The 20,614-nt window shown below is 63.0% G+C and carries 21 protein-coding genes; 6 read left to right on the forward strand and 15 right to left on the reverse strand.

The window, feature by feature from the left end; genetic code table 11:
- Nucleotides 1-6: 6 nt before the first annotated feature.
- On the reverse strand, nucleotides 7-1,257 hold the full coding sequence (locus NKJ04_RS09635; RefSeq protein WP_128303456.1) for a Zn-dependent hydrolase: 1,251 nt from the start codon (nucleotides 1,255-1,257) through the stop codon (nucleotides 7-9).
- 121 nt (nucleotides 1,258-1,378) lie between these two features.
- Between NKJ04_RS09635 and NKJ04_RS09640 the strand changes: the two genes are divergently transcribed.
- A complete protein-coding gene (locus NKJ04_RS09640) occupies nucleotides 1,379-2,017 on the forward strand; it encodes a TetR/AcrR family transcriptional regulator (protein WP_013530908.1) in 639 nt (212 codons plus the stop codon).
- A 112-nt stretch (nucleotides 2,018-2,129) separates the two neighbouring features.
- Here NKJ04_RS09640 and aptA read toward each other — a convergent pair whose 3' ends face one another.
- Nucleotides 2,130-3,458, reverse strand: a complete 1,329-nt coding sequence (gene aptA, locus NKJ04_RS09645) for an omega-aminotransferase AptA (protein WP_023813191.1) — start codon at nucleotides 3,456-3,458, stop codon at nucleotides 2,130-2,132.
- Nucleotides 3,459-3,684: 226 nt separating this feature from the next.
- Here aptA and NKJ04_RS09650 point away from each other — a divergent pair, with 226 nt between their 5' ends.
- Nucleotides 3,685-4,320, forward strand: a complete 636-nt coding sequence (locus NKJ04_RS09650) for a TetR family transcriptional regulator C-terminal domain-containing protein (protein ID WP_352674529.1) — start codon at nucleotides 3,685-3,687, stop codon at nucleotides 4,318-4,320.
- Between the two features lie 4 nt (nucleotides 4,321-4,324).
- On the opposite strand, the gene NKJ04_RS09655 is transcribed toward NKJ04_RS09650, so the two are convergent.
- Complete coding sequence (locus NKJ04_RS09655) at nucleotides 4,325-5,212, reverse strand: helix-turn-helix transcriptional regulator (protein WP_352674532.1); 888 nt, start codon at nucleotides 5,210-5,212, stop codon at nucleotides 4,325-4,327.
- A gap of 103 nt (nucleotides 5,213-5,315) precedes the next feature.
- Here NKJ04_RS09655 and NKJ04_RS09660 point away from each other — a divergent pair, with 103 nt between their 5' ends.
- Entirely contained in the window at nucleotides 5,316-6,158 is an 843-nt protein-coding gene (locus NKJ04_RS09660) for an SDR family oxidoreductase (RefSeq protein ID WP_352674534.1), read from the forward strand.
- On the forward strand, nucleotides 6,158-6,880 hold the full coding sequence (locus NKJ04_RS09665) for an SDR family oxidoreductase (protein WP_352443085.1): 723 nt from the start codon (nucleotides 6,158-6,160) through the stop codon (nucleotides 6,878-6,880). Before NKJ04_RS09660 ends, NKJ04_RS09665 begins: the two co-directional genes overlap by 1 nt.
- Nucleotides 6,881-6,911: 31 nt before the next feature.
- Here NKJ04_RS09665 and NKJ04_RS09670 read toward each other — a convergent pair whose 3' ends face one another.
- From NKJ04_RS09670 to NKJ04_RS09720, 11 genes are all read right to left on the reverse strand, one after another.
- Nucleotides 6,912-7,160: a hypothetical protein gene (locus NKJ04_RS09670; protein ID WP_128303451.1), complete on the reverse strand. Its 249-nt coding sequence runs from the start codon at nucleotides 7,158-7,160 to the stop codon at nucleotides 6,912-6,914.
- A gap of 60 nt (nucleotides 7,161-7,220) precedes the next feature.
- A complete protein-coding gene (gene otsB, locus NKJ04_RS09675; RefSeq protein WP_502897896.1) occupies nucleotides 7,221-7,982 on the reverse strand; it encodes a trehalose-phosphatase in 762 nt (253 codons plus the stop codon).
- A gap of 17 nt (nucleotides 7,983-7,999) precedes the next feature.
- Nucleotides 8,000-9,778 carry an alpha,alpha-trehalose-phosphate synthase (UDP-forming) gene (locus NKJ04_RS09680; protein WP_352674537.1) on the reverse strand — a complete coding sequence of 593 codons (1,779 nt, stop codon included), beginning with the start codon at nucleotides 9,776-9,778 and terminating at the stop codon, nucleotides 8,000-8,002.
- Nucleotides 9,779-9,919: 141 nt separating this feature from the next.
- A complete protein-coding gene (locus tag NKJ04_RS09685) occupies nucleotides 9,920-12,082 on the reverse strand; it encodes an amylo-alpha-1,6-glucosidase (RefSeq protein WP_023813199.1) in 2,163 nt (720 codons plus the stop codon).
- 50 nt (nucleotides 12,083-12,132) lie between these two features.
- Nucleotides 12,133-13,194: a glycosyltransferase family 4 protein gene (locus NKJ04_RS09690; protein ID WP_352674540.1), complete on the reverse strand. Its 1,062-nt coding sequence runs from the start codon at nucleotides 13,192-13,194 to the stop codon at nucleotides 12,133-12,135.
- A gap of 114 nt (nucleotides 13,195-13,308) precedes the next feature.
- Nucleotides 13,309-13,686, reverse strand: coding sequence for a DoxX family protein (locus NKJ04_RS09695; RefSeq protein WP_127297107.1), 378 nt, complete (start codon nucleotides 13,684-13,686; stop codon nucleotides 13,309-13,311).
- A 62-nt stretch (nucleotides 13,687-13,748) separates the two neighbouring features.
- Nucleotides 13,749-14,207: a carboxymuconolactone decarboxylase family protein gene (locus NKJ04_RS09700; protein WP_352674542.1), complete on the reverse strand. Its 459-nt coding sequence runs from the start codon at nucleotides 14,205-14,207 to the stop codon at nucleotides 13,749-13,751.
- Between the two features lie 43 nt (nucleotides 14,208-14,250).
- A complete protein-coding gene (locus NKJ04_RS09705) occupies nucleotides 14,251-14,754 on the reverse strand; it encodes an RrF2 family transcriptional regulator (RefSeq protein ID WP_023813203.1) in 504 nt (167 codons plus the stop codon).
- 109 nt (nucleotides 14,755-14,863) lie between these two features.
- Nucleotides 14,864-16,177 (reverse strand): NAD-dependent dihydropyrimidine dehydrogenase subunit PreA, encoded by a 1,314-nt coding sequence (gene preA / locus NKJ04_RS09710; protein WP_027035003.1) that lies wholly within the window; start codon nucleotides 16,175-16,177, stop codon nucleotides 14,864-14,866.
- Nucleotides 16,178-16,179: 2 nt separating this feature from the next.
- Nucleotides 16,180-17,544: an NAD(P)-dependent oxidoreductase gene (locus NKJ04_RS09715; protein WP_352551720.1), complete on the reverse strand. Its 1,365-nt coding sequence runs from the start codon at nucleotides 17,542-17,544 to the stop codon at nucleotides 16,180-16,182.
- A 130-nt stretch (nucleotides 17,545-17,674) separates the two neighbouring features.
- Nucleotides 17,675-18,403 (reverse strand): gamma-glutamylcyclotransferase, encoded by a 729-nt coding sequence (locus NKJ04_RS09720; protein ID WP_352630904.1) that lies wholly within the window; start codon nucleotides 18,401-18,403, stop codon nucleotides 17,675-17,677.
- Between the two features lie 166 nt (nucleotides 18,404-18,569).
- Between NKJ04_RS09720 and NKJ04_RS09725 the strand changes: the two genes are divergently transcribed.
- Nucleotides 18,570-19,346 carry a VOC family protein gene (locus NKJ04_RS09725; RefSeq protein WP_352551717.1) on the forward strand — a complete coding sequence of 259 codons (777 nt, stop codon included), beginning with the start codon at nucleotides 18,570-18,572 and terminating at the stop codon, nucleotides 19,344-19,346.
- An 81-nt stretch (nucleotides 19,347-19,427) separates the two neighbouring features.
- Here the strand turns inward: NKJ04_RS09725 and NKJ04_RS09730 are convergent, their stop codons facing one another.
- Nucleotides 19,428-19,916, reverse strand: a complete 489-nt coding sequence (locus tag NKJ04_RS09730; RefSeq protein ID WP_023813207.1) for a hypothetical protein — start codon at nucleotides 19,914-19,916, stop codon at nucleotides 19,428-19,430.
- 199 nt (nucleotides 19,917-20,115) lie between these two features.
- Between NKJ04_RS09730 and NKJ04_RS09735 the strand changes: the two genes are divergently transcribed.
- Nucleotides 20,116-20,508: a DoxX family protein gene (locus NKJ04_RS09735; RefSeq protein WP_023813208.1), complete on the forward strand. Its 393-nt coding sequence runs from the start codon at nucleotides 20,116-20,118 to the stop codon at nucleotides 20,506-20,508.
- Nucleotides 20,509-20,614: the final 106 nt, after the last annotated feature.

The raw sequence follows: 20,614 nt of genomic DNA on the forward strand, positions 1-20,614 counted from the left end.
CTAAGCTCACTCCACGATGACAGCCGTCTCCACCACCGCGTGGAACAAAACGTCGGCACCCGCCGAAGCCCATTCCTTGCTGATCTCCTCTGCCTCGTTGTGGCTGAGGCCATCGACGCAAGGGCACATCACCATGGCGGTGGGCGCGACGCGGTTGATCCAGCAGGCGTCGTGGCCGGCGCCGGAGACGATGTTGCGGTGGGAATAGCCGAGGCGTTCGGCGGCATCACGGATCGCCTTGACGCAGCCGGCATCAAAGGTCACCGGATCGAAAGCACCGACCTGTTCGATCTCGTAGCGAATGTCGAGTGCATCGCAGATCGTGTCGATGCCTTCGCGGATGCGGCCGTCCATCGCGTCCAGCACTTCCTTTTCCGGCGAGCGGATATCGACGGTGAAGACGGTGCGCCCGGCGATGATGTTGCGCGAATTGGGATAGACCTCCATGTGGCCGACCGCGCCGACGGCATCGGGCTGGTAGTCCATGGCGATCTCGTGCACCAGTTCGATCACCCGCGCCATGCCGAGCCCGGCATTGCGGCGCTTGGGCATCGGCGTCGAGCCGGTGTGGGCTTCCTTGCCGGTCAGCGTCACCTGCAGCCATTTAAGGCCCTGGCCATGGGTGACGACACCAATGTCGATATCTTCGTCCTCGAGGATCGGACCCTGTTCGATATGCAGTTCGAAGAAGGCGTGGATCTTACGGTCGCCGACCTTCTCGCTGCCCTTCCAGCCGATGCGCTCGAGTTCCTCGCCGAATTTCTTGCCCTGTTTGTCGACATGCCCGTACACATCGGCCTGGTCGAGCACGCCGGCGAACACGCCGGACGCCATCATCGCCGGCGCGAAGCGCGAGCCCTCCTCGTTCGTCCAGTTGGTGACGACGATCGGATGTTTGGTCTTGATGCCGAGATCGTTGAGAGAGCGCACCACTTCAAGCCCACCCAGCACGCCGAGCACGCCGTCATACTTGCCGCCGGTCGGCTGCGTATCGAGATGGCTGCCGACATAGACCGGCGGCAGGCTGGGATCGGTGCCTTCGCGGCGGGCAAACATCGTGCCCATTTCATCGACGCCCATTTCGAGCCCGGCCGCATCGCACCAGCGCTTGAACAGATGCCGCCCTTCGCCGTCTTCGTCGGTCAGGGTCTGACGATTGTTGCCGCCGGCAATGCCGGGGCCAATCTTCGCCATCTCCATGATGGAATCCCACAAACGGTCTGAATTGATTCGCAGATTCTCACCGGGTGCGGCCATCTTGAGTTCCCATCTACGCCAGGGTTCTTGTCGCCCCTTGAGTGATTTACAGCTTGACCGTATGGTCAGCTTTTAAACTACACAACCTGACCAAGCGGTCAACTAGAATCTTGGGGTAGACATGGCAGAACCCACCCGCCCCATGCGGCGACAGGAGATCCGACGAGAGAATGAAAAAACCATTCTCGTCGCTGCCGAGAAGGTGTTTGCGGAGGCAGGATTCGGCGGCGCCACGATGCAGTTGATTGCGGATCTGGCGGGACTGCCGAAGGCAAATCTCCACTACTATTTCGCCACCAAGGAAGAGCTTTACCGGTCGGTCGTTCAAAACATCTTTGAAATCTGGCTACAGGCGGCCAATTGCTTCGACGCGGCGCGCGGACCCATAGACGGCATCAGTGCCTATATCGACGCCAAGATGGAAATATCACGCCGCCATCCTGACGGCTCCAAGGTCTGGGCCTCTGAAGTGATGCACGGTGCGCCGGTGCTTCAGGACTATATGGAATCGACGCTGCGCGAATGGACGGACGGCCGCGTCGAGATCATCAGGCGCTGGATCGAGGAAGCCAAGATGGACCCGGTGGATCCGCGCCATCTGCTCTATATGCTTTGGGCTACGACCCAGCACTACGCCGATTTCGGTCACCAGATCGAGACTCTCAATGGCGGCAAGCCGCTGTCCGACCGGCAATGGCGGGAAGCCAAGGAAAATATCAAGCGGGTGATCCTGACCGGGATCGGCGCGTTGCCCGCCTGACTGTAGCCGTTCGTTGCAGCAAAAGATCAGGTCGGCGCGCTGCCGCACCGACCCCACCCGACCGCTTCGCGGCGACCCTCTCCTCCAGGGCGAGGGATATCGTGTCAGTCCGTCAATCGATGGACCTCAGCACTTCCCGCACATGGTCGATCAATTCGTTGATCTGGCCCTTGGTGATGATCAGCGGCGGCGACAGCGCGATGATGTCGCCGGTGGTGCGGATCAGCGCGCCGCGCTCGAACGCCTTGACGAAGGCCGAGAAGGCCCGCTTGGTCGGCTGTCCGGCGATCGGCGCCAGCTCGATCGCACCGATCAGGCCGATGTTCCTGATATCGATGACGTTCGGCTCGCCCTTCAGCGAATGCAGCGCGTCTTCCCAGTACGGCGCCAGCTCCTCGCCACGGGTCAGCAGGCCCTCTTCCTTGTAGGTGTCGAGCGTGCCGAGTGCGGCCGCGCAGGCGATCGGGTTGCCCGAATAGGTGTAGCCGTGGAAGAACTCGATCATGTGCTCGGGGCCGGTCATGAAGGCGTCGTGGATCTCCTTCTTCACGAACACAGCGCCCATCGGGATGACGCCGTTGGAGACACCCTTGGCGGTGGTCATGATGTCGGGCGTGACACCGAAATAGTCGGCGGCGAACGGCGTGCCGAGACGGCCGAAACCGGTGATGACCTCATCGAAGATCAACAGGATGCCATGCTTGGTGCAGATCTCGCGTAGCCTCTGAAGATAACCCTTCGGCGGCAGGATGACGCCGGTGGAGCCGGCGACCGGCTCCACGATGACGGCGGCGATGGTGGAAGCGTCATGCAGGGCTACGATACGCTCCAGCTCGTTGGCGAGTTCCGCGCCATACTCCGGCACGCCCTTGGTGAAGGCGTTCTTTTCCGGCAGATGCGTGTGCGGCATATGGTCGACGCCGCCGAGCAGCGTGCCGAACATCTTGCGGTTGGTGACGATGCCGCCGACCGAGATGCCGCCGAAATTGACGCCGTGATAGCCGCGCTCGCGGCCGATCAGCCGGGTGCGCGAGCCCTCGCCTTTAACACGGTGATAGGCGATCGCCATCTTGAGCGCTGTCTCGACCGATTCCGAACCGGAATTGGTGAAGAAGACATGATCCATGCCCTTGGGCGCGAGGTCGACCAGGCGGTTGGCCAGTTCGAACACGATCGGATGGCCCATCTGGAAGGCGGGCGCATAGTCGAGTTCGGCGGCCTGCTGCTGGATCGCTTCGGTAATCTTCGGCCGGCAATGGCCGGCATTGACGCACCAGAGACCGGCGGTGCCGTCGAGCACCTTGCGGCCGTCGCTGGTCGTGTAATGCATGTCCTTGGCGGACACCATCATGCGCGGCGCCTGCTTGAACTGCCGGTTTGCCGTGAACGGCATCCAGAATGCGCTGAGATCGTTCGGCGTGACTTTCAGCCGGTTGGACATGACCAGGACTTCCCCTTGTAAACTGTTTCGCTGCGCCCAACGCTTGGTCTTTGCCGCGTTTTCATGCTACGCAAATTTTTGACCGATTGGACAAACGTTAGCACCGCCCTCTCGGCGGTCAAGGATTACTAGCGGAAATGCGGCACCTGAAGTGCGTTCCACAGGCTAGGGAAAAACTGGTCCAGAGAATTGGTCCAGATGACCCTCAACACGAGGGCTTGCAACGGTGACCACCGGCACGGACGCCCCTCGCCGCACCCGCATCCAGCAGGAAAAGCGCGAACTCATCCTGGAGGCGGCGCTCGAGGTTTTCTCCGCCAACGGTTTCCGCGGCTCGACCATCGACCAGATCGCCGAAGCCGCAGGCATGTCGAAGCCCAACCTGCTCTATTATTTCCGCCGCAAGGAAGACATCCACGAAACGCTGATGCAGCGCCTGCTCGACACCTGGTTGGCGCCACTGCGCGAACTCGACGACATTGGGGATCCCCTTACCGAACTGCGCAGCTACATCAGGCGCAAGCTGGAGATGGCGCGCGATTTTCCACGCGAGAGCCGGCTGTTCGCCAACGAGATCCTGCAAGGCGCGCCGCGCATCATGCCGCTGCTGGCCGGAGAGTTGAAGACGCTGGTCGACGAGAAGGCCGCCGTCATCAAGGGCTGGATGCGCGCCGGCAAGATCGCCAAGACCGATCCGTGGCACCTGATCTTCTCGATCTGGGCGACGACGCAGCATTATGCCGATTTCGACGTCCAGGTCCGCGCCGTGCTCGGGCCGAACCGCGGCGGCGACGGCCGCTTCGAGGATGCTGCAAGGTTTCTTGAGCAGTTGTTCCTCGATGGGCTGAAGCCGAAGGGCTGACGCCTCAGGCGCTGCGCCGCTGGGCCGGCAGTTCATCCAGCAATGTCTGCAGCTTGGCGATCGAATTCTGCTCGGCGAGCGGCGTGTAGACGATCAGCTTCATGTCCGAGCCGTCGCCGATCGACAGGCTCATATGCTCGAAGCTCATGGCGCCCGCGCTCGGGTGCCGGACATGTTTCACCCCCGACAATCGGTGTGCGACGTCGCGCTGCGGCCACCAGGCACGAAATTCGGGGCTCGAACGCGTCATCAACTCGATCAGCCGCTCGAAATCCGGATCGCCGACATAGCGGGCGCTCGCCGCCCGGAACGAGGCCAGCACGGTGCGCGCCAGTTGCTCCCAGTCGACCAGCAGGCGCCGGTGGTGCGGGCTCGTGAACACCATATGGATGATGTTGCGGGCATCCCCTTCCAGCAGGCCATAATCGCCGAACACCGCCACCGCCGCCGGGTTCCAGGCCAGCACGTCCCAGCGCCGCCCGACCACATAGGCCGGCTGCAGCACCAGGCTCTGCAGCATGTGCAGCAAGGGGCCGTCGACCCTTTCCGGCGCCACCGCACGGCACTCAGGCCGCTGGCGGTCGGCAAGGATGAACAGATGCTGTTTTTCGGCCGCGTCGAGGCGCAGTGCTTCGGCAAGTGCCGTAAGCACCTCGACCGAGGGCCTGACCTCCCGCCCCTGCTCCAGCCATGTGTACCAGGTCGTGCCGACGCCGGCGATCATCGCGACCTCCTCGCGGCGCAAGCCCGGCGTGCGCCGCCTGAGACCAGTCGCGATGCCGGTGGCCGAGGGCGTCAGCCTTTCGCGGCGCGAACGCAGGAAGGCGCCGAGTTCGCGCCGGCGGCTGTCTTCGGCCGAACGTGTTGGAGCAGCGACGGGTTGGGAATCCATGTGCCTAGTATAGCAGTATTGATACCAGGATAAAGTTTGAACTGTTTGGCCCGCGCCAACTGTCCCATCTTCCGTTCAGAGCAACAGAACGGAGGCTCTGAACATGGAACTCAAAGACAAGACGATCCTCATCACAGGCTCGACCGATGGCGTCGGCCGCGTCGTCGCGCAACGGCTCGGCGCCGCGGGCGCCCGCGTGCTGGTGCACGGCCGCGATGCGAGGCGCGGCAAGGCTGTTGTCACCGAGATCGAAGCCGCCGACGGCAAGGCGGAGCTTCTGGTCGCCGACCTCTCGTCGCTGGCCGAAGTGCACCATCTCGCCGAGGCGGTGCGCGCCAGGACGGATCGGCTGGACATCCTCATCAACAATGCCGGCATCGGCACGGCGGGCCAAGGTGCCAAAAGACAGATCAGCGCCGACGGCTACGAACTGCGCTTCGCGGTGAATTATCTCGCCGGTTTCGTGCTGACATCGGAGCTTCTGCCATTACTGAAGGCGAGCACGCCGGCCCGCATCGTCAATGTCGCCTCGGCGGGGCAGCAGGCGATCGATTTCAGCGATGTCATGCTGACCCGCGCCTATGACGGCGTGCGCGCTTATTGCCAGAGCAAGCTGGCGCAGATCCTGTTCACCGTCGATTTGGCCGAACAGTTGAAAGGTACCGGCGTCACCGTCAACGCGCTGCACCCGGCGAGTTACATGAATACCACCATGGTCCGGCAGGCTGGTGTGACGCCGTGGAGTTCGGTCGAGACCGGTGCCGAGGCCATCCTCAACCTCGCCGCCTCACCCGCGCTCGACGGAAAACGCGGCCTCTATTTCGACGGCCTGCGGGAATCCCGTGCCGACGCCCAGGCTTATGACGCCAAGGCAAGGCAACAGTTGCGAGCCTTGAGCCTCGATCTCATCGGCACGGCCTCCCCCACATCGAAGGAAGACCATTGATGACCAAGACAATCCAACATGCCGTCATCATCGGCGGCTCGTCCGGCATCGGCCTGGCGACGGCACGCAAGCTGCTCGGCCCGGGCATGAAGGTGACCATCACTGGGCGCAATGAGGACAAACTGAAGAGCGCTTGGAAAAACCTTGGTGGCGCTGCCGAGAAGGCTGCTTTCGACGCCTCGAAGCCGGATGAGGTCCGCCAGTTCTTCGAGAGCCTCGGGCCTATCGACCATCTGGTGCTGGCGGCCAGCGGCGGCAAGGGCCTTGGCCCCTTCCCGACGCTTGACCTGAGCGACATCGGCAGTGGCGTCGATGAGAAAGTCCGGCCGCAGCTGTCCTGCCTGCAGGCGGCCCTGCCGACGCTGAACAAGGCCGGCTCGGTGACCTTCGTCTCGGCGGTCTCGGCGCAACTCGCGACGCCCGGCGTTGCCGGCATCGCCGCCATCAACGGCATGCTGTTGACCGTGGTGCCGATTCTGGCGGTGGAACTGAAGCCGCTGCGCGTCAATGTCGTGGCGCCCGGCGTCATCGACACGCCCTGGTGGGATTTTCTGGCCGAGGAGCAAAAGCAAACGATCTTTGCCGACTATGCCGGCAAGACCCCGGTCGGCCGCGTCGGCCGGGCCGAAGACGTGGCCGACGCAATCGCCTTCCTCGTCTCCAACGGCTTCATGACCGGCCAGGTGCTGACCTGCGATGGCGGCCTGCGATTTGCGGCATAGGAACAGCGATTATCGGGCTCCGGCGGGACCCTTAATTGGCCTTCTTTGGAACACGGTCGTTCTCGTCCGCAGGCCTGTCGCCTGTCGGTTTTGCCGAAACAGGCTTTTCCGGCACATGGGAATAGTCAGATGTATCCGCCCCATACATCTTGTTGTCGACCGCTTCTTGCCAGCTGAAATCCGCGTCGGACGGTGAAACGTCGGCAATCTCATGGCGGGAGGAGCGAGAGTGCAGCCAGTTCGGGGTGATCTCTCGGACCAATTGTGCAAAGCGTCCCATCGAAACCGTTCCTTTCCTTGCCCTTTCCAGGACGCGCGATCGCGGTTGCGTCAGCTGGATCTAAAGTTGACCTCTCAGCCAGGCCAGCGTCTCGACAACGCCGGCAAGCCCGTACCGCGCTGTGGTATGCGCTGGTGGCTTAACCCTGATCGATATACCGCCGGCATCATTAACGGTTACGAAGCCGTTTTCGTCCGACGTGTCGTCGCCCAGGAAGACCGGGCGGCGACCTGTGAACGGCGCAATCTCCATGAAACGTCGGATCGCGGCGCCCTTGGCGGCCTCCAGCGGCAGCAATTCCACGCCGGCGTTGCCGGCAACCACCCGGTAGCCCTTTGGCAGCGTGGCCAGCGCCTGCTCGACAAGCTGCGTCGCGCGGGGAAGCAGATGGGGGGCGGCGCGCGTGTGGATGGCCAGCACCCTTCCCTTGCGCTCGATATAGGCCCCACGACCGAGCTCGGCCTCGATCTCGTCGGCAAGGGCCGCGATATCCGCCGGCTCGTCCGCGACTTCGACGTCGTCGCCCGGCAGAAGCCGGTGCTCCAGTCCATAGAGCCCGGCGGCGCGCAGTTTCAAAGGTTGAAACAGATGGTCGACAGCCGCAACGGAGCGGCCTGTTATGAAGGCCAATGCCCCGTCCAGCTTGCGGTCCAGGCCTTGCAGCAAGGAGCGAAGCTCGTCGCTGACCGAGACGGCGTCCGGGTGCTCGGCATGTTCCAGCAGGGTGCCGTCGATGTCGAGGAACAACGCCCATTCGCCGGTCAGCACAGTCTGCGGTTTCGGCATGACGGCCTGCGGCTTTTGCGGGCTTTCGCTGATCATCTTTTGCAGAACCTCGTTCATGACATGACTACCCGCTTGCGCTCGAACATGGACACGACATTGTCGACGCTAGGCAGCCGGTCACCGACACCGGTTACCCGGTCGAGGTCACCGCGCTTGCGCAAGCGCGCTGCATCCAGAAGCATGCTGCCGGCCCAGCGATAGACATTGTTGTTGCGGATCGTCTCGCGCATGGGCCGCATGCGCTCGCGCTGTTCGTCTGAAGTCATGATCAGCGCCTGCAGCAGCGCTTCGCTCATCATGGCGGCGTCGTAAGGGTTGACGATCAGCGCCTCCAGCAATTCGCGCGAGGCGCCGGCGAAGGTGCTGAGCATCAAGACGCCCTGTTCGTCGTCGCGCGCCGCGACGAACTCCTTGGCGACCAGGTTCATGCCGTCATGCAGGCTGGTGACCATGCATATGTCGGCGGCGCGATAGATCTCATAGACCTGTTCCTGCGAGTGATGCTCGGCCACCATGATCACCGGTCTGTAGCCCTCGCTGCCATAGCGTTGGTTGAGCTCCTCGGCATAGCGGTGGCATTCGTCGTGGAGCAGCTTGTAGGCCGGCAGCGTGCCGCGGCTGGGAGCCGCGATCTGCAGGAAAACCAGCTTTCCGATCCATTCAGGGTATCGCTTGAACAATTCGTCCAGCGCCTGAAATCGATCCAGAATGCCCTTCGTGTAGTCGAGACGCTCGACACCCACGGCCAGCTTCACATCCGCCTTCAGTCCGAACCTGTTGCGCAGACGGGCCCGGCAGTCATCGACGTCAGGCAATTTTGCCAACAGGTCCGCCGGCCATTCTATCGAGATGGGATAGGCGTGCACCAGCGTCGTCTGGCCACCGTAGGAGATCGCCGCATCGGCCCGCTCGATGCGGCTTTCCAGGAAGCGATCGACGCTTTCGGTGAAATTGTTGGCGTGGAACTGGGTGTGGAAGCCGATGATCGAACTGCCGAGCAGCCCCTCGAGGATGCGTTCACGCCAGGGACAGATGCTGTACACTTCCGAATTCGGCCACGGGATATGCCAGAAAGTGATGACGATCGCCTCCGGCAGGCGCTCGCGGATCATGCGCGGCAGCAGCGCGAAGTGGTAATCCTGGACCAGCACGATAGGCCGCTCGTTGCGCGCTTCGGCAACCACCGTGTCGGCGAACTTCCGGTTGACGGCCTCGTAGGCCCCCCAGTCCGAGGCGCGAAAAATCGGCCGGGTGAAGGCGATATGGCAAAGCGGCCAGAGGCCCTCATTGGCGAAGCCGAGATAGTAGCCCTGATGCTCTTGCTCCGTCAGCCAGACCCGGCGCAGCGTGTAGGACGGATGGCCGGGAGGCACCTGTACCCGGTCGTGGTCGTCGACGGTGAGGCGGTCCGCCGTTCCGCCGCCATAGGCGATCCAGGTGCCGCCACAGGCGCGGGTGATCGGCTCGAGCGCCGACACCAGCCCGCTGGCCGGCACCAGCAATTCGACGCCATCATCCCTGATGTTGTGGATATAGGGTTCCCGGTTGGACACCACGATGACCTGCGCATCGGGCAGATCGTCGGCGAGGATCTTGCGCAATGTCTCGGGCGACCACGTCACCAGCGCCGCATCGGCCGATTGGCCGTTCTTTTCGAACTCACGTATCACCTTGCGCGCCGCCTCCGCGGCCACGTCTTCGCCCGCTGTATGGGCAACCGCCGGAGGGTGGCTGCGGCGCTGCCGCGATAGGGAGAGGAATACGGCAAGAGCGGAAAAACCGAGGCTCGCGAAGATCAGAACCCAGAGCAGTTCCGCACCGTAGTTTGTCATTGAATGTCAACTCACCCGGCCGTCGGCGACCGTTTTTTCGTGTTTCCCATTTGAAAAGGTCCGCCGACCACGTGGTCGGCGTTCGGACCCGTATTTTTGCAACGCACAAAGCTCGGATCGGTTCCGCCAATTTTGTTCGGATCATGTCCTTACGATGAGCGGCACCAGCCCTTCATGGCGGTCGGCAAGGAAAGCGACGACCCGATCGCCGACGCGCTGGAAGGTGAGATCGACGACCCGGTCGCCGACGCCCAGGTGCCGCAGTGTCAGCGTGTCGATGCCGATCGGCAGCCTCGGGCGGGTGACGCGGATTTCGCCATCCCAGCCGTCGATCTCCAGGCCAAGGCAGGCCTGCATCAGCATGAAGGCGGAGCCCGCCGACCACGCCTGCGGCAGGCAGGCGACGGGATAGGCGATGGGTGCTTCGCCCGGCGCACGTGTAAAACCGCAGAACAGTTCGGGCAGCCGCATGTTGAAATGGACTGCGGATTCGAATGTGCCGCTCATCAGGCGAACCACGCTTTCGCGCTCGCCATAGCGCGCCAGGCCGGCACCGCACAGGGCGGTGTCGTGCGGCCAGATCGAGCCATTGTGGTACGACATCGGATTGAAGAACACGGCATCGTCGGCGAGCGTCCGCAGTCCCCAGCCGGAATGGAAGGAGGCGGAAAGCAGCTGGTCGGCGACCATCTGGGCCCGCGCCGGCTCAGGCAATCCGACAAAAAGCAGATGCCCGGCATTCGAGGTCCGCACCTTGCAGGGCTCGCCCGCACCGTCGATCGCGAGGGCATAGAAGCCGAGATCGTCAAGCCAGAAATCGCGTTCCACGGCGACCCGCATCGCCTCGGCGCGACCATCCCAATGGTCGGCCCTGTCGTCCTCCCCACGGCGGCGGGCAAGCTTGGCCAGCCCCCGGAAAGCGGCAAAGACATAGCCTTGCACTTCGACCAGGGCGATCGGACCCTTGGGAATGCGGCCATCGGCATGGAAGACCGAATCGAAACTGTCCTTCCATCCCTGGTTGGCGAGGCCGGACTCGGCCGCTCGCTGGTAAGTGACGAATCCGGTCTCCCGGCCCGCCTCCTCCGTCCATTCGGCCGCAGCGCACAGCGATGGCCACAAGCCGTCGATGAACGCCATGTCACCGGTACGATCGGCGTAGGCACAAGCAAGATAGATGTAGAGCGGTGTCGTATCGACGCCACCGTAGTAGCGGCCGAAGGGGAGCTCCCGCAGCGCCACCATTTCGCCCTTGCGGGTCTCGTGCATGATCTTGCCCGGCTGCGAATCGCTGAACGGCGATGTCTCGGTCGCCTGATGCTGGGCCAGAAAGGCCAACACGCCCCGCGCCAGGCCCGGATTGAGCCACAGCATCTGCAGTGCCGAGATGACGCCGTCACGACCGAACGCCGTCGAGAACCAGGGGATGCCGGCATAGGGATAGGGGCCGGTCGCCAGTTCGGTGGTCAGCAGCGCGACATCGGCGCGGGCGCGCTCGACCCAGTCGTTGAAGACGCGGCCCGAGCTGCGCACCGTCGCGCCATGGCGACGTTTGGCCCGCATGCCAAAGCGGGCGCGGGCGGCAGCGGCGCGAAACCGGTCGCGGTCGGGCTTATCGGCCACCTCGGGACCGACCTCGACATAAAGCACCTTCCTGCTGCGCTTGGTGACGGCGATCAGGAAATCGGCACGGGTGGCTGTCAGTTGGTCCGGCGCCTGCGAGAACGATATCGCAGAGAGGCGGGCCAGGCCGTCGAGCCCGTCATAGCGCAGCAGGACGGACGTCGCGTCTGTTTCGGCGGCATGGGCCAGCCCGCGCTTCAGCCGTGTCGAGCCGCGCACTTCGAACATGTCGCGGAAATCGGCGGAATAGTGCAGGGAAACGCTGATCGTCGAGTGTTCCCGGCTGTAATTGGAAAGGGTGATGCGTTCGAACAGCCTGTCCTGCCAAAGCAGCCTGACGCGTTCGATGTGAATGGCTCCCTGCGGGATGTCGCGTCCACCGGCGCTCTGTATCGGCAGATTGGTCAAATTGGTGGTGAACAGCACATTGTCCTGGCTGAGCGAGGCGCCGAGCAGCGATGTCTGCCTGCCGCCGACGGTCAGCCGGAACTCGGAAAGAACCCGTGTGTCGTCGCGAAAGAAACCGTCGCCGGCTCCGCGTATGTCGCCATAGGCGTCGGCAACCGCGAAGCAATCGCCCTGCTTGAGGGCAAACAACCGATGCGGCTCGCGAGGGGCGGTGGCGTCGAGCGATGCAAGCGCAACCGCGGGATCGAGCTGGCGCTCATCGAGTTGGGCCATTCGTCAAAGATCCCTGTTGTTTCGTTGTCGTGGCTCGAGCACGTCGTTGCTCAAGACGCCTTCGCCGCGCTCGGGACGCCGATCAGGCCCGCATAGGCGGCCAGATAATCGCCAGCCATTCTTCGAGCGGAGAACCGCTTTTCGAAAACGGCCCTCACCTTTCGCCTGTCGAGTTGCAGCAAGTCGGGCACCGCGGCGACCGCGCCGTCCACCGTGTCAGCGATGAAACCGGTGACGCCTTGATCGATGATTTCGGGCAGCGCGCCGCAATTCCAGCCGATGACCGGCGTGCCGCAGGCCATGGCCTCGATGGCGACAAGGCCGAACGGCTCCGGCCAGTCGATCGGGAACAGCAGGCCGGCCGCCTTGCCGAGAAATTCCGCCTTCTGGTCCTCCTCGATCTCGCCGACATAGACGATGCGATCGCCGTCGATCAACGGTTCGACCACCTCGTGGAAATAGGCGCGGTCGTCGTCGCCGATCTTTGCCGCGAGCTTGAGCTTGAGCCCCGAACGCAAGGCGATCTCGATGGCGCGGTCCGGGCGCTTGTCGCGTGAGAACCGGCCGAGGAAGGCAAGGTAGGGTTCTTCCGCCGTCGTCTCAAAAGTCGGTTCGTAGAGAGTGGTCGGCAATCCGTGATGGATCGTCGCCAACCAGTTGGCGTTGGCAAAGCCCGCCTTCTGGCTGTGCGAAATGGAAATCAGGGGAAAACGCGGAAACCGTTCATAGGCCGGCGCCAGGTCGACATAATCCAGCCTGCCATGCGGTGTCGTCACCGTGCGGTCGGCGAGATCCTCGAAGAAGGAAAAGTGCAGGAAATGGCTGAGATGGAAGTGGATGACGTCGAACTCCGACGCCCGTTCCCTCACCTGCGCAAGCATCGAAAGATGCGCCGCGATCTCGGATTTAAGCGGACGCGGATCGAGGCGCAGCGCGCGTTCCCGGCTGGGTACCAGCGTCGCGGAAGTCTGGCTGTCGCCACTGGCGAACAGCGTCACCTCATGGCCCAGATAGACCAGCGCTTCGGTCAGATACGAGACGATGCGCTCGGTGCCGCCATAGAGCCTTGGCGGCACCGATTCATAAAGCGGCGCGACATGGGCGATTTTCATATTCCATCCTGGATGCTGGGCATGCAGGTGTGAAATGCGTCAACGGCTCGATTGGTTCCGATTTTATGATCGAGGCGTCGGCACCAGAGGCCGCAGTCGGCATGGAACTGTGCGTCAAACGGATTGCGCGATCAGGGTCAGAAAGCCACCGCTCAGCGCGACATTGCCGACGAAGCCGTTGATGCGGGACGCACGGTCCGGACCCTGATGGTCCCAGAAATTGTGGAACATCGGCGTGGCGACGATGAGGAACAGCAGCAGCACCGCGGCCGCTAGTGCCGTCCACAATCCTGCGATGACCAGCACGCCGGCGGCGATCTGAAGCACGATGCCGAGCCACAGCGCCAATCTTGCCTGCGGCACACCGCGCGCGGCCATCAGCTGGGTCAGGAAGGCCGCGTTCTGGATGTTGCGCAGGCCGGCGAAGACGAAGGCGCCGCCGAGCAACAGGCGAGCGAGAAACAACAAGGTCGAAGGCAAATCGGCAGGCATCAAACGCTCCCTTTGAAAGTGGAGCGCCGCCTTTCGACGGCGCTCCCAACATAACCGGACAATCAGGCGGCCTTGGCCGCCGGCACCGGGTGAATGGCGTGGAACGGGATGCACAGCCGGTTCCAGGTGTTGATCATGCCGAGCGCAACGGAAAGCTTGACCAGTTCCTCTTCCGAGAAATGCTCCAGCGTCCTTGCATAGAGTTCGTCCGGCACGCCATTGCTGGCGATCAAGGTGACGGCTTCGGTCCAGGCCAGGGCAGCGCGTTCGCGCAGGGAAAACAGCGGCGATTCCTTCCAGGCTGAAACCAGATAGAGCCGCTGCTCGGTCTCGCCGTCGCGCCTCGCCTCGCGGCTATGCATCTCGACGCAGAACGAGCAGCCATTGATCTGCGATGCCCTGAGCTTGACCAGGTGCAGCAGGCTCACCTCGAGCCCGCATTCGTCCACCGCCTTGTTGAGCGCCGACACAGCCTTCATGATCTCCGGCGCCTTGGCGAAAAATTGCAGCCTCTGTTTCATCTTCCTGTCCTTTCAAATCTGCTTTGGGTTTGGGTCTACGGGGTTAACTGGATTTCTGCGGCCGCTGGTGGCGCTCGACGAAGGCGCAGCTCGCAGCAAGCGACCTGGGATCGCCTTCTGCCGCATAGGTGGCCACGATATCGGACAGCTTGGTCTCGGCGAGCGCGGCGCGATAGGCACGCTCGGCCTTCAGCATCGCGGCGTTGATGCCGCAGGGTTTGACATAGGCCGAAGCATCGAGCTTCACCGGACCGCGCTGGCGGATCTCGCCGCAACGGAAAGCCGGCTCGCGCCCTTCGATGGCCAGCACGATGTCGAGCAGCGTGATGCGCTCGGCCGGCCGCGCCAGCCGATAGCCACCGGCAGGCCCGGGCACCGATTCCAGGATGCGCGCCGCGCTCAGCATGTTGAGATGCTTCAGCAGATAGCTAGGCGACAGGCCAAAGGACTCGGCCAGAGCGGCGCCAGGCATGGTGCTGTTCCCCTCCACACTGGCCAGCGTGGCAGCGCAATGGATAGCTGCCTCAACGCCCTCGCCCAGCTTCATTGGATCGGCTCCTTTATCATGGATATATACTATCGTGGATAATTATTATCTGCAATAGGAAAATTAAGAACGGCGCTCGAAAGCGCCGCTCTTTTGTTGGGGTAAGTCCCTATTCCGCAGCCACCTTGGCCATCGGATTGTTCGGGTGCGTCGTCCAGTTGGCATAGACCGGCGATACCGGCCTGCCGGTGCGCTGGTCCATCACGCCTGCCGCCAGCGGTTCCATGGTGATGCAGTTCTCGACCGGGCAGACATTAACGCACAGATTGCAGCCGACGCATTCGGCCTCGATCACCTCGAAGTGCCTGACGCCGTCGACCATGCTGGTGATCGCCTGGTGCGAAGTGTCCTCGCAGGCGATGTGGCAGCGGCCGCATTTGATGCAGGCATCCTGGTCGATACGCGCCTTGGCGACGTAGTTCAGGTTGAGATACTGCCAATCGGTGACATTGGGCGTGGCGCGGCCGACGATGTCGTTGAGCGAGGCGTGCCCCTTCTCGTCCATCCAGTTTTCGAGGCCCGCGATCATTTCCTGCACGATCTTGAAGCCATAGGTCATTGCCGCCGTGCAGACCTGCACATTGCCGGCGCCGAGCGCCATGAATTCGGCAGCATCGCGCCAGGTGGTGATGCCGCCGATGCCGGAGATCGGCAGGCCGCGGGTTTCGGGATCGCGCGCGATCTCGGCCACCATGTTCATGGCGATCGGCTTCACCGCCGGGCCGCAATAGCCGCCATGCGAGCCCTTGCCGTCGATGGTCGGCTGCGGCGCGAAGCTGTCGAGGTCGACACCGGTGATTGAATTGATGGTGTTGATCAGCGACACCGCGTCGGTGCCGCCGGCATGTGCCGCCCGTGCGGGCTTACGCACATCGGTGATGTTGGGCGTCAGCTTGGTGATGACGGGCATGCGGGTGTTCTGCTTGCACCAGCGCACCACCATTTCGATATATTCCGGCACTTGGCCGACAGCCGCGCCCATGCCGCGCTCCGACATGCCGTGCGGGCAGCCGAAATTCAGCTCGATGCCGTCGGCCTCCGTCTCCTCGACCACCGGCAGGATCGCCTTCCAGGCCTCCTCGACGCAAGGCACCATCAGCGAGACGACGATGGCGCGGTCGGGCCAGTCCTTCTTGACCTGCTTGATCTCACGCAAATTGACCTGCAGGTCGCGGTCGGTGATCAACTCGATGTTGTTGAGACCGAGCAGGCGGCGGTCGGCGCCCCAGATCGCGCCATAGCGCGGGCCGTTGACGTTGACCACCGGTGGGCCTTCCTCGCCCAGCGTCTTCCACACCACGCCGCCCCAGCCGGCCTTGAAGGCACGGATGACGTTGTAGGCCTTGTCGGTCGGCGGCGCCGAGGCCAGCCAGAACGGATTGGGCGATTTGATGCCGACGAAATTGTTTCTGATATCTGCCATGCTCATGCCCTCCCGTTCGAGGTCAGTGCCCGATTGATGCTCTCCGCAGCGTCGCGGCCCTGCGCGACCGCGGAGACGGTGAGGTCGTCGCCACCGAAGATGCAGTCGCCACCGGCCCAGACCCTGTCGAGCGACGTGCGCCCTTCCGCATCGACCTTGATGCGGCCGGCTTCAAGATCGATCGACGCACCGCTGCCATTAAGGGCGACCGGCACAAAACTCTGACCAATCGCCTTGAACACCTGGTCGGCAACGAGCGTCAGTGTCTCGCCGGTGCCGGCAAGCCTGTCGCCGTTCAGCGCCGTGTATTCGAGTTCGACGGCGGTGACCTTGCCGCCTTCGGCGATCACCCGCTTCGGCTGCAGCCAGTGGCGGATGCTGACGCCGTTGGCTGCCGCCAGATCCTGTTCGAATTCGGAAGCGTTCATGTGCTCCTGGCCGCGCCGGTAACAGATCGTCACCTCCTCGGCGCCGAGCAGCTTCGACTGTACGGCCGCGTCGATGGCCGTCATGCCACCACCGATGACGACGACGCGGCGGCCAACCGGCAGGCCGGAAAGGTCGCTGGCCTGGCGCAGTTCGGCAATGAACTCGACCGCGTTGATGACGCCGTCGGCCTCCTCGCCATCGGCACGCAGCGCGTTGACGCCGCCAAGGCCCATGCCGAGAAACACCGCATCGTAATTGCGGATCAGGTCCGACAGCTGGTAGTCGCGGCCGAGCGCCTTGCCGTTCTGGATGTCGATACCGCCGATCGCGGTCACGTAGTCGACTTCGGCTTGGGCGAAATCGTCGACACTCTTGTAGGCGGCGATGCCGTATTCGTTGAGGCCACCGGCCTTCGCGCGCGCCTCCAGGATGGTCACGTCATGGCCGTGGCGGGCGAGCCGGTGCGCGGCCGCAAGGCCGGCCGGCCCGGCGCCGACCACGGCGACAGTCTTGCCGGTCGGCTCGGCGCGCGGGTAGAACTGCTTGTTCTCGCTCATGGCGACGTCGGTGGCATAGCGCTGCAGGCGGCCGATCTGCACCGGCTTGCCTTCCGCCACCTCGCGCACGCAGACTTCCTCGCACAGCGTCTCGGTCGGGCAGACGCGGGCGCACATGCCGCCCAATATGTTCTGATCGAAGATGGTCTTGGCCGAACCGATCGGATTGCCGGTCGAGATCTGGCGGATGAACAGCGGAATGTCGATCGAGGTCGGGCATGCGTTCATGCACGGCGCGTCGTAGCAGAAATAGCAACGATCGGATTCGACCAGCGCCTCGTGGTGATCGAGCGGCGGATGCAGGTCGGAAAAATTGTCCGCATACTGGTCGGCCGAGAGCCTGCCGCCCGCAATGCCTTCCCTGAATTGGCCTTCTGGCATCGTCAGTTCCCCATGTTTTCTTTTGAGGAAGGCTAGCACGTTTTATTTTTTTATCAATTGGTCAATTTTCGGCACAAGCCCCTGAAAAGGCTCGACAATAACATGATTTTTTTAGTCATGTTATTGGCAATTACGGCTGCGTTTGCAGCGTGAGCGAATGGCCGGACTCAAGCCCATGGCCATGGATAGCCCGGACCTCGTCCGCGACCAGTTGCTGCAATCGCCACAGATTGCGGTCGTGGATGCCGAACGCTTCAAGGTGGCTGACCGTGTTGTAGAGATACTCGGCGCCGGATCCGATATGCCCGCAGGCTCTGGCCAGCACGCTCGCCACTCTGTCCAACGGCTGGTTCAGCGACGTTCCCCTGCCCTTCACGCCGACCCAGAAGCCGAGCGCGCGCAGCGTGCCTTGCGGCGTATGCACCCGCAGCCAGCGGACCGTCTCGATGCTTTCGTGGTCGCTGATCTCGCGCCGCAGCAACCTTTCGATCTGCGCCGGTTTCTCGCCCTCCGGCAAGCGATAGATCACCCCGTTGCAGCGTCCGCCCCGTTCGAGCGCCATCATCAATCCCGGCTGCTCGGCGCTGCCGCGCCACCGCACCATGTCGAGGCAGAAGGACCTGTGCCAGCCAAAAGCCGTGGCGAGCTGTTGCTCGACCGACTCGAATTCCGGCTTCCAGATCAGCGACCCATAGGCGAACACCCATAGCGGTCCGTCATCGGCTTCATTGGACAGCCGCAAGGCAAGGTCTCGAAAGTCCTCGTCGTTCATGTCTGTCCAACTCGGATCCGGGCCGGGATCGGCCTCTTCCCGATGGCACAGTGCGACAAGCTCGGGCGTGAGCGACATCAAGCGCATGGACGACAACCCCTCATGACCGCAGAGAAATCGAAAACCAGCGCGCGTGCAACCAGGGAACGCTTGGCACGCATGCCCATTGTTGTCCGGGCGATGTCGGATTTCCGTCGTGAGGATCGTCCTATGGTGGACGACGATCGATGCATGAAAGGTGAGGAGACCGAAAATGCCAAAAACCCCGATGCCCTTCTTCTGGTACGAACTGATGACATCAGATCTCGACGCCGCCGAGGCGTTCTACACCCAAGTGGTCGGCTGGACGGCGCAGCCCTTCGACACAGCCCCCGGCATGCCGCGCTATATCGTGATGAATGTCGGCGAACGTGGCGTCGGCGGCCTGATGACCTTGCCCGAGGATGCCGCCAAGATGGGCATGCCGCCGGCCTGGCTTGGCTATATCCACACCAGGGATGTCGACGCCGCCACGGCATCGCTGGAGAAAGCCGGCGGCACCGTTCACCGGCGGCCCGACGACATTCCGGGCGTCGGCCGCTTTGCCGTCGTCGCCGATCCGCAAGGCGCGACCTTCATGTTCCTGCAGCCGAACGGCCCGGACCAGCCTGTCGTGCCGGCCGGCACGCCGGGCCACATCGGCTGGCACGAGCTTTATACGAGCGACTGGAAAGCCGCGTTCGATTTCTATTCCGAGCAATTCGGCTGGGTCGACGCCGGCGATTTCGACATGGGCCCGATGGGCACTTACCAGACTTTTACGGCTGGCCCCGAATCCGGCGGCGGCATCATGAACAAGCCGGAGCAGATCCCGGTGCCGGTCTGGCAATTCTACTTCAACGTTGCGGCCATCGACGCGGCGGCAAAACGGGTCACTGACAATGGCGGCAAGATCCTGATGGGCCCGATGGAGGTCCCCGGCGGCAGTTGGATCGTCCAATGCCAGGACCCGCAAGACGCGCACTTCGCCTTGATGGCGCCAGTCCGCTGACCGCGATCGAAAACCGCTGACACAAAGCGCGGGTTTTCATCAGACCACCGATGAAGGCCTCTACCCCTGCCTGGCGCCGTCTCATTCCGGCGCCAGCACCGCAACCTTCAACTCAGCTTTTTTCGCGCCGCTGAACTGGACGGTGGCCGGGCCGGGCGCAAGCTTGAAGCGCACGCTCTTGCGGATGCCAGGGCATGTTTTCACGCCACTATAGCCCGCCGACTTGATGGCCTGGCCATCCTGGATGACATCGATCCAGGCCTCCCCCGAGAGACTTATCTGAATGGCTCCCTCGGACGGCACTTCCACGCTGGCGACGGCCCCAAACGTGTCTGATGCCGGCGCACGTTCGGGCGCCACCGCAAAACCGGCTTTCTCTACCGGCACCAGCGCCAGGTCCGCAGCCGCACCAACCGCCAGCGCCGCTCCGGGCGGCGTTGCCGGTGCCGCGGCAAACAGGGTCTGCTCCCGCGTCACCGGCCATTTGAAGGCCTCACAGCCGGCGTCCTCGGCCATGGCGAAGCTGGTGCCTGCGACGATCGCGAACAGGCTGATGACGACTTTTTTCATGGCAAGACCCCCACACATTCAGATTGTTGTACACGCATTAATACAACCATAGAGGTATTAATGCAACCCTGGCGAGAAACATTTGAAGGGAATTGGGAACATTCCCAATCACTGATTGTTGATGGCCAACCAGGGGAAATGAATGGTCCAATGCCGGGCGATAAACTATGGCCGATCCCGGAAGCTAAAGGAGTTTTAGATGAAGCCTTTCGACGGCCTTGCCAGATATCAGCCGCAGGCACTCGGCATTCTGCGCATTGTGACCGCGCTGCAGTTCATCGAACACGGCACCCAGAAGCTGTTCAATTTCCCGGTCAGCGACCACGCCGGTGCTTTGAGCGGGCTGTCACTCACCGCCGGCATCCTCGAATTCGCCGGCGGCATCCTGCTGGCGCTGGGCCTGTTCACCCGGCCGGTCGCGTTCCTTCTGGCCGGCGAAATGGCGATCGCCTATTTCATGGCGCACGCGCCGCGCGACTTCTTCCCGGTCAACAATGGCGGCGATTCGGCGATCTCGTTCTGCTTCATCTTCCTCTATCTGGTGTTTGCCGGCGCCGGCGCCTTCGCGCTGGACAACCGCCGCAGCGCCTGACGCCAGAAAGAGGATGCGGGCCTAGAGCCTTTCACGTTTTGACGGAAGCGTATCCGGCGTTTTCGAAGTAGTTCTTGCATTCGGCTGCCTCGATTGTTTCGACGAG

The sequence above is a fragment of the Mesorhizobium sp. M0618 genome, assembly GCF_040320765.1.
Taxonomy (GTDB): domain Bacteria; phylum Pseudomonadota; class Alphaproteobacteria; order Rhizobiales; family Rhizobiaceae; genus Mesorhizobium.

What these genes read in the sequence shown, in the direction of transcription:
- NKJ04_RS09720 (WP_352630904.1), bottom strand. Translation starts at nt 18,403, where the DNA reads ATGCGCTTGATGTCGCTCACGCCCGAGCTTGTCGCACTGTGCCATCGG.
- NKJ04_RS09640 (WP_013530908.1), top strand. Translation starts at nt 1,379, where the DNA reads ATGGCAGAACCCACCCGCCCCATGCGGCGACAGGAGATCCGACGAGAG.
- preA (WP_027035003.1), bottom strand. Translation starts at nt 16,177, where the DNA reads ATGGCAGATATCAGAAACAATTTCGTCGGCATCAAATCGCCCAATCCG.
- NKJ04_RS09735 (WP_023813208.1), top strand. Translation starts at nt 20,116, where the DNA reads ATGAAGCCTTTCGACGGCCTTGCCAGATATCAGCCGCAGGCACTCGGC.
- NKJ04_RS09665 (WP_352443085.1), top strand. Translation starts at nt 6,158, where the DNA reads ATGACCAAGACAATCCAACATGCCGTCATCATCGGCGGCTCGTCCGGC.
- NKJ04_RS09705 (WP_023813203.1), bottom strand. Translation starts at nt 14,754, where the DNA reads ATGAAGCTGGGCGAGGGCGTTGAGGCAGCTATCCATTGCGCTGCCACG.
- NKJ04_RS09730 (WP_023813207.1), bottom strand. Translation starts at nt 19,916, where the DNA reads ATGAAAAAAGTCGTCATCAGCCTGTTCGCGATCGTCGCAGGCACCAGC.
- NKJ04_RS09635 (WP_128303456.1), bottom strand. Translation starts at nt 1,257, where the DNA reads ATGGCCGCACCCGGTGAGAATCTGCGAATCAATTCAGACCGTTTGTGG.
- NKJ04_RS09725 (WP_352551717.1), top strand. Translation starts at nt 18,570, where the DNA reads ATGCCAAAAACCCCGATGCCCTTCTTCTGGTACGAACTGATGACATCA.
- NKJ04_RS09690 (WP_352674540.1), bottom strand. Translation starts at nt 13,194, where the DNA reads ATGAAAATCGCCCATGTCGCGCCGCTTTATGAATCGGTGCCGCCAAGG.
- NKJ04_RS09685 (WP_023813199.1), bottom strand. Translation starts at nt 12,082, where the DNA reads ATGGCCCAACTCGATGAGCGCCAGCTCGATCCCGCGGTTGCGCTTGCA.
- NKJ04_RS09700 (WP_352674542.1), bottom strand. Translation starts at nt 14,207, where the DNA reads ATGAAACAGAGGCTGCAATTTTTCGCCAAGGCGCCGGAGATCATGAAG.
- NKJ04_RS09695 (WP_127297107.1), bottom strand. Translation starts at nt 13,686, where the DNA reads ATGCCTGCCGATTTGCCTTCGACCTTGTTGTTTCTCGCTCGCCTGTTG.
- NKJ04_RS09670 (WP_128303451.1), bottom strand. Translation starts at nt 7,160, where the DNA reads ATGGGACGCTTTGCACAATTGGTCCGAGAGATCACCCCGAACTGGCTG.
- otsB (WP_502897896.1), bottom strand. Translation starts at nt 7,982, where the DNA reads ATGATCAGCGAAAGCCCGCAAAAGCCGCAGGCCGTCATGCCGAAACCG.
- NKJ04_RS09715 (WP_352551720.1), bottom strand. Translation starts at nt 17,544, where the DNA reads ATGCCAGAAGGCCAATTCAGGGAAGGCATTGCGGGCGGCAGGCTCTCG.
- aptA (WP_023813191.1), bottom strand. Translation starts at nt 3,458, where the DNA reads ATGTCCAACCGGCTGAAAGTCACGCCGAACGATCTCAGCGCATTCTGG.
- NKJ04_RS09655 (WP_352674532.1), bottom strand. Translation starts at nt 5,212, where the DNA reads ATGGATTCCCAACCCGTCGCTGCTCCAACACGTTCGGCCGAAGACAGC.
- NKJ04_RS09680 (WP_352674537.1), bottom strand. Translation starts at nt 9,778, where the DNA reads ATGACAAACTACGGTGCGGAACTGCTCTGGGTTCTGATCTTCGCGAGC.
- NKJ04_RS09660 (WP_352674534.1), top strand. Translation starts at nt 5,316, where the DNA reads ATGGAACTCAAAGACAAGACGATCCTCATCACAGGCTCGACCGATGGC.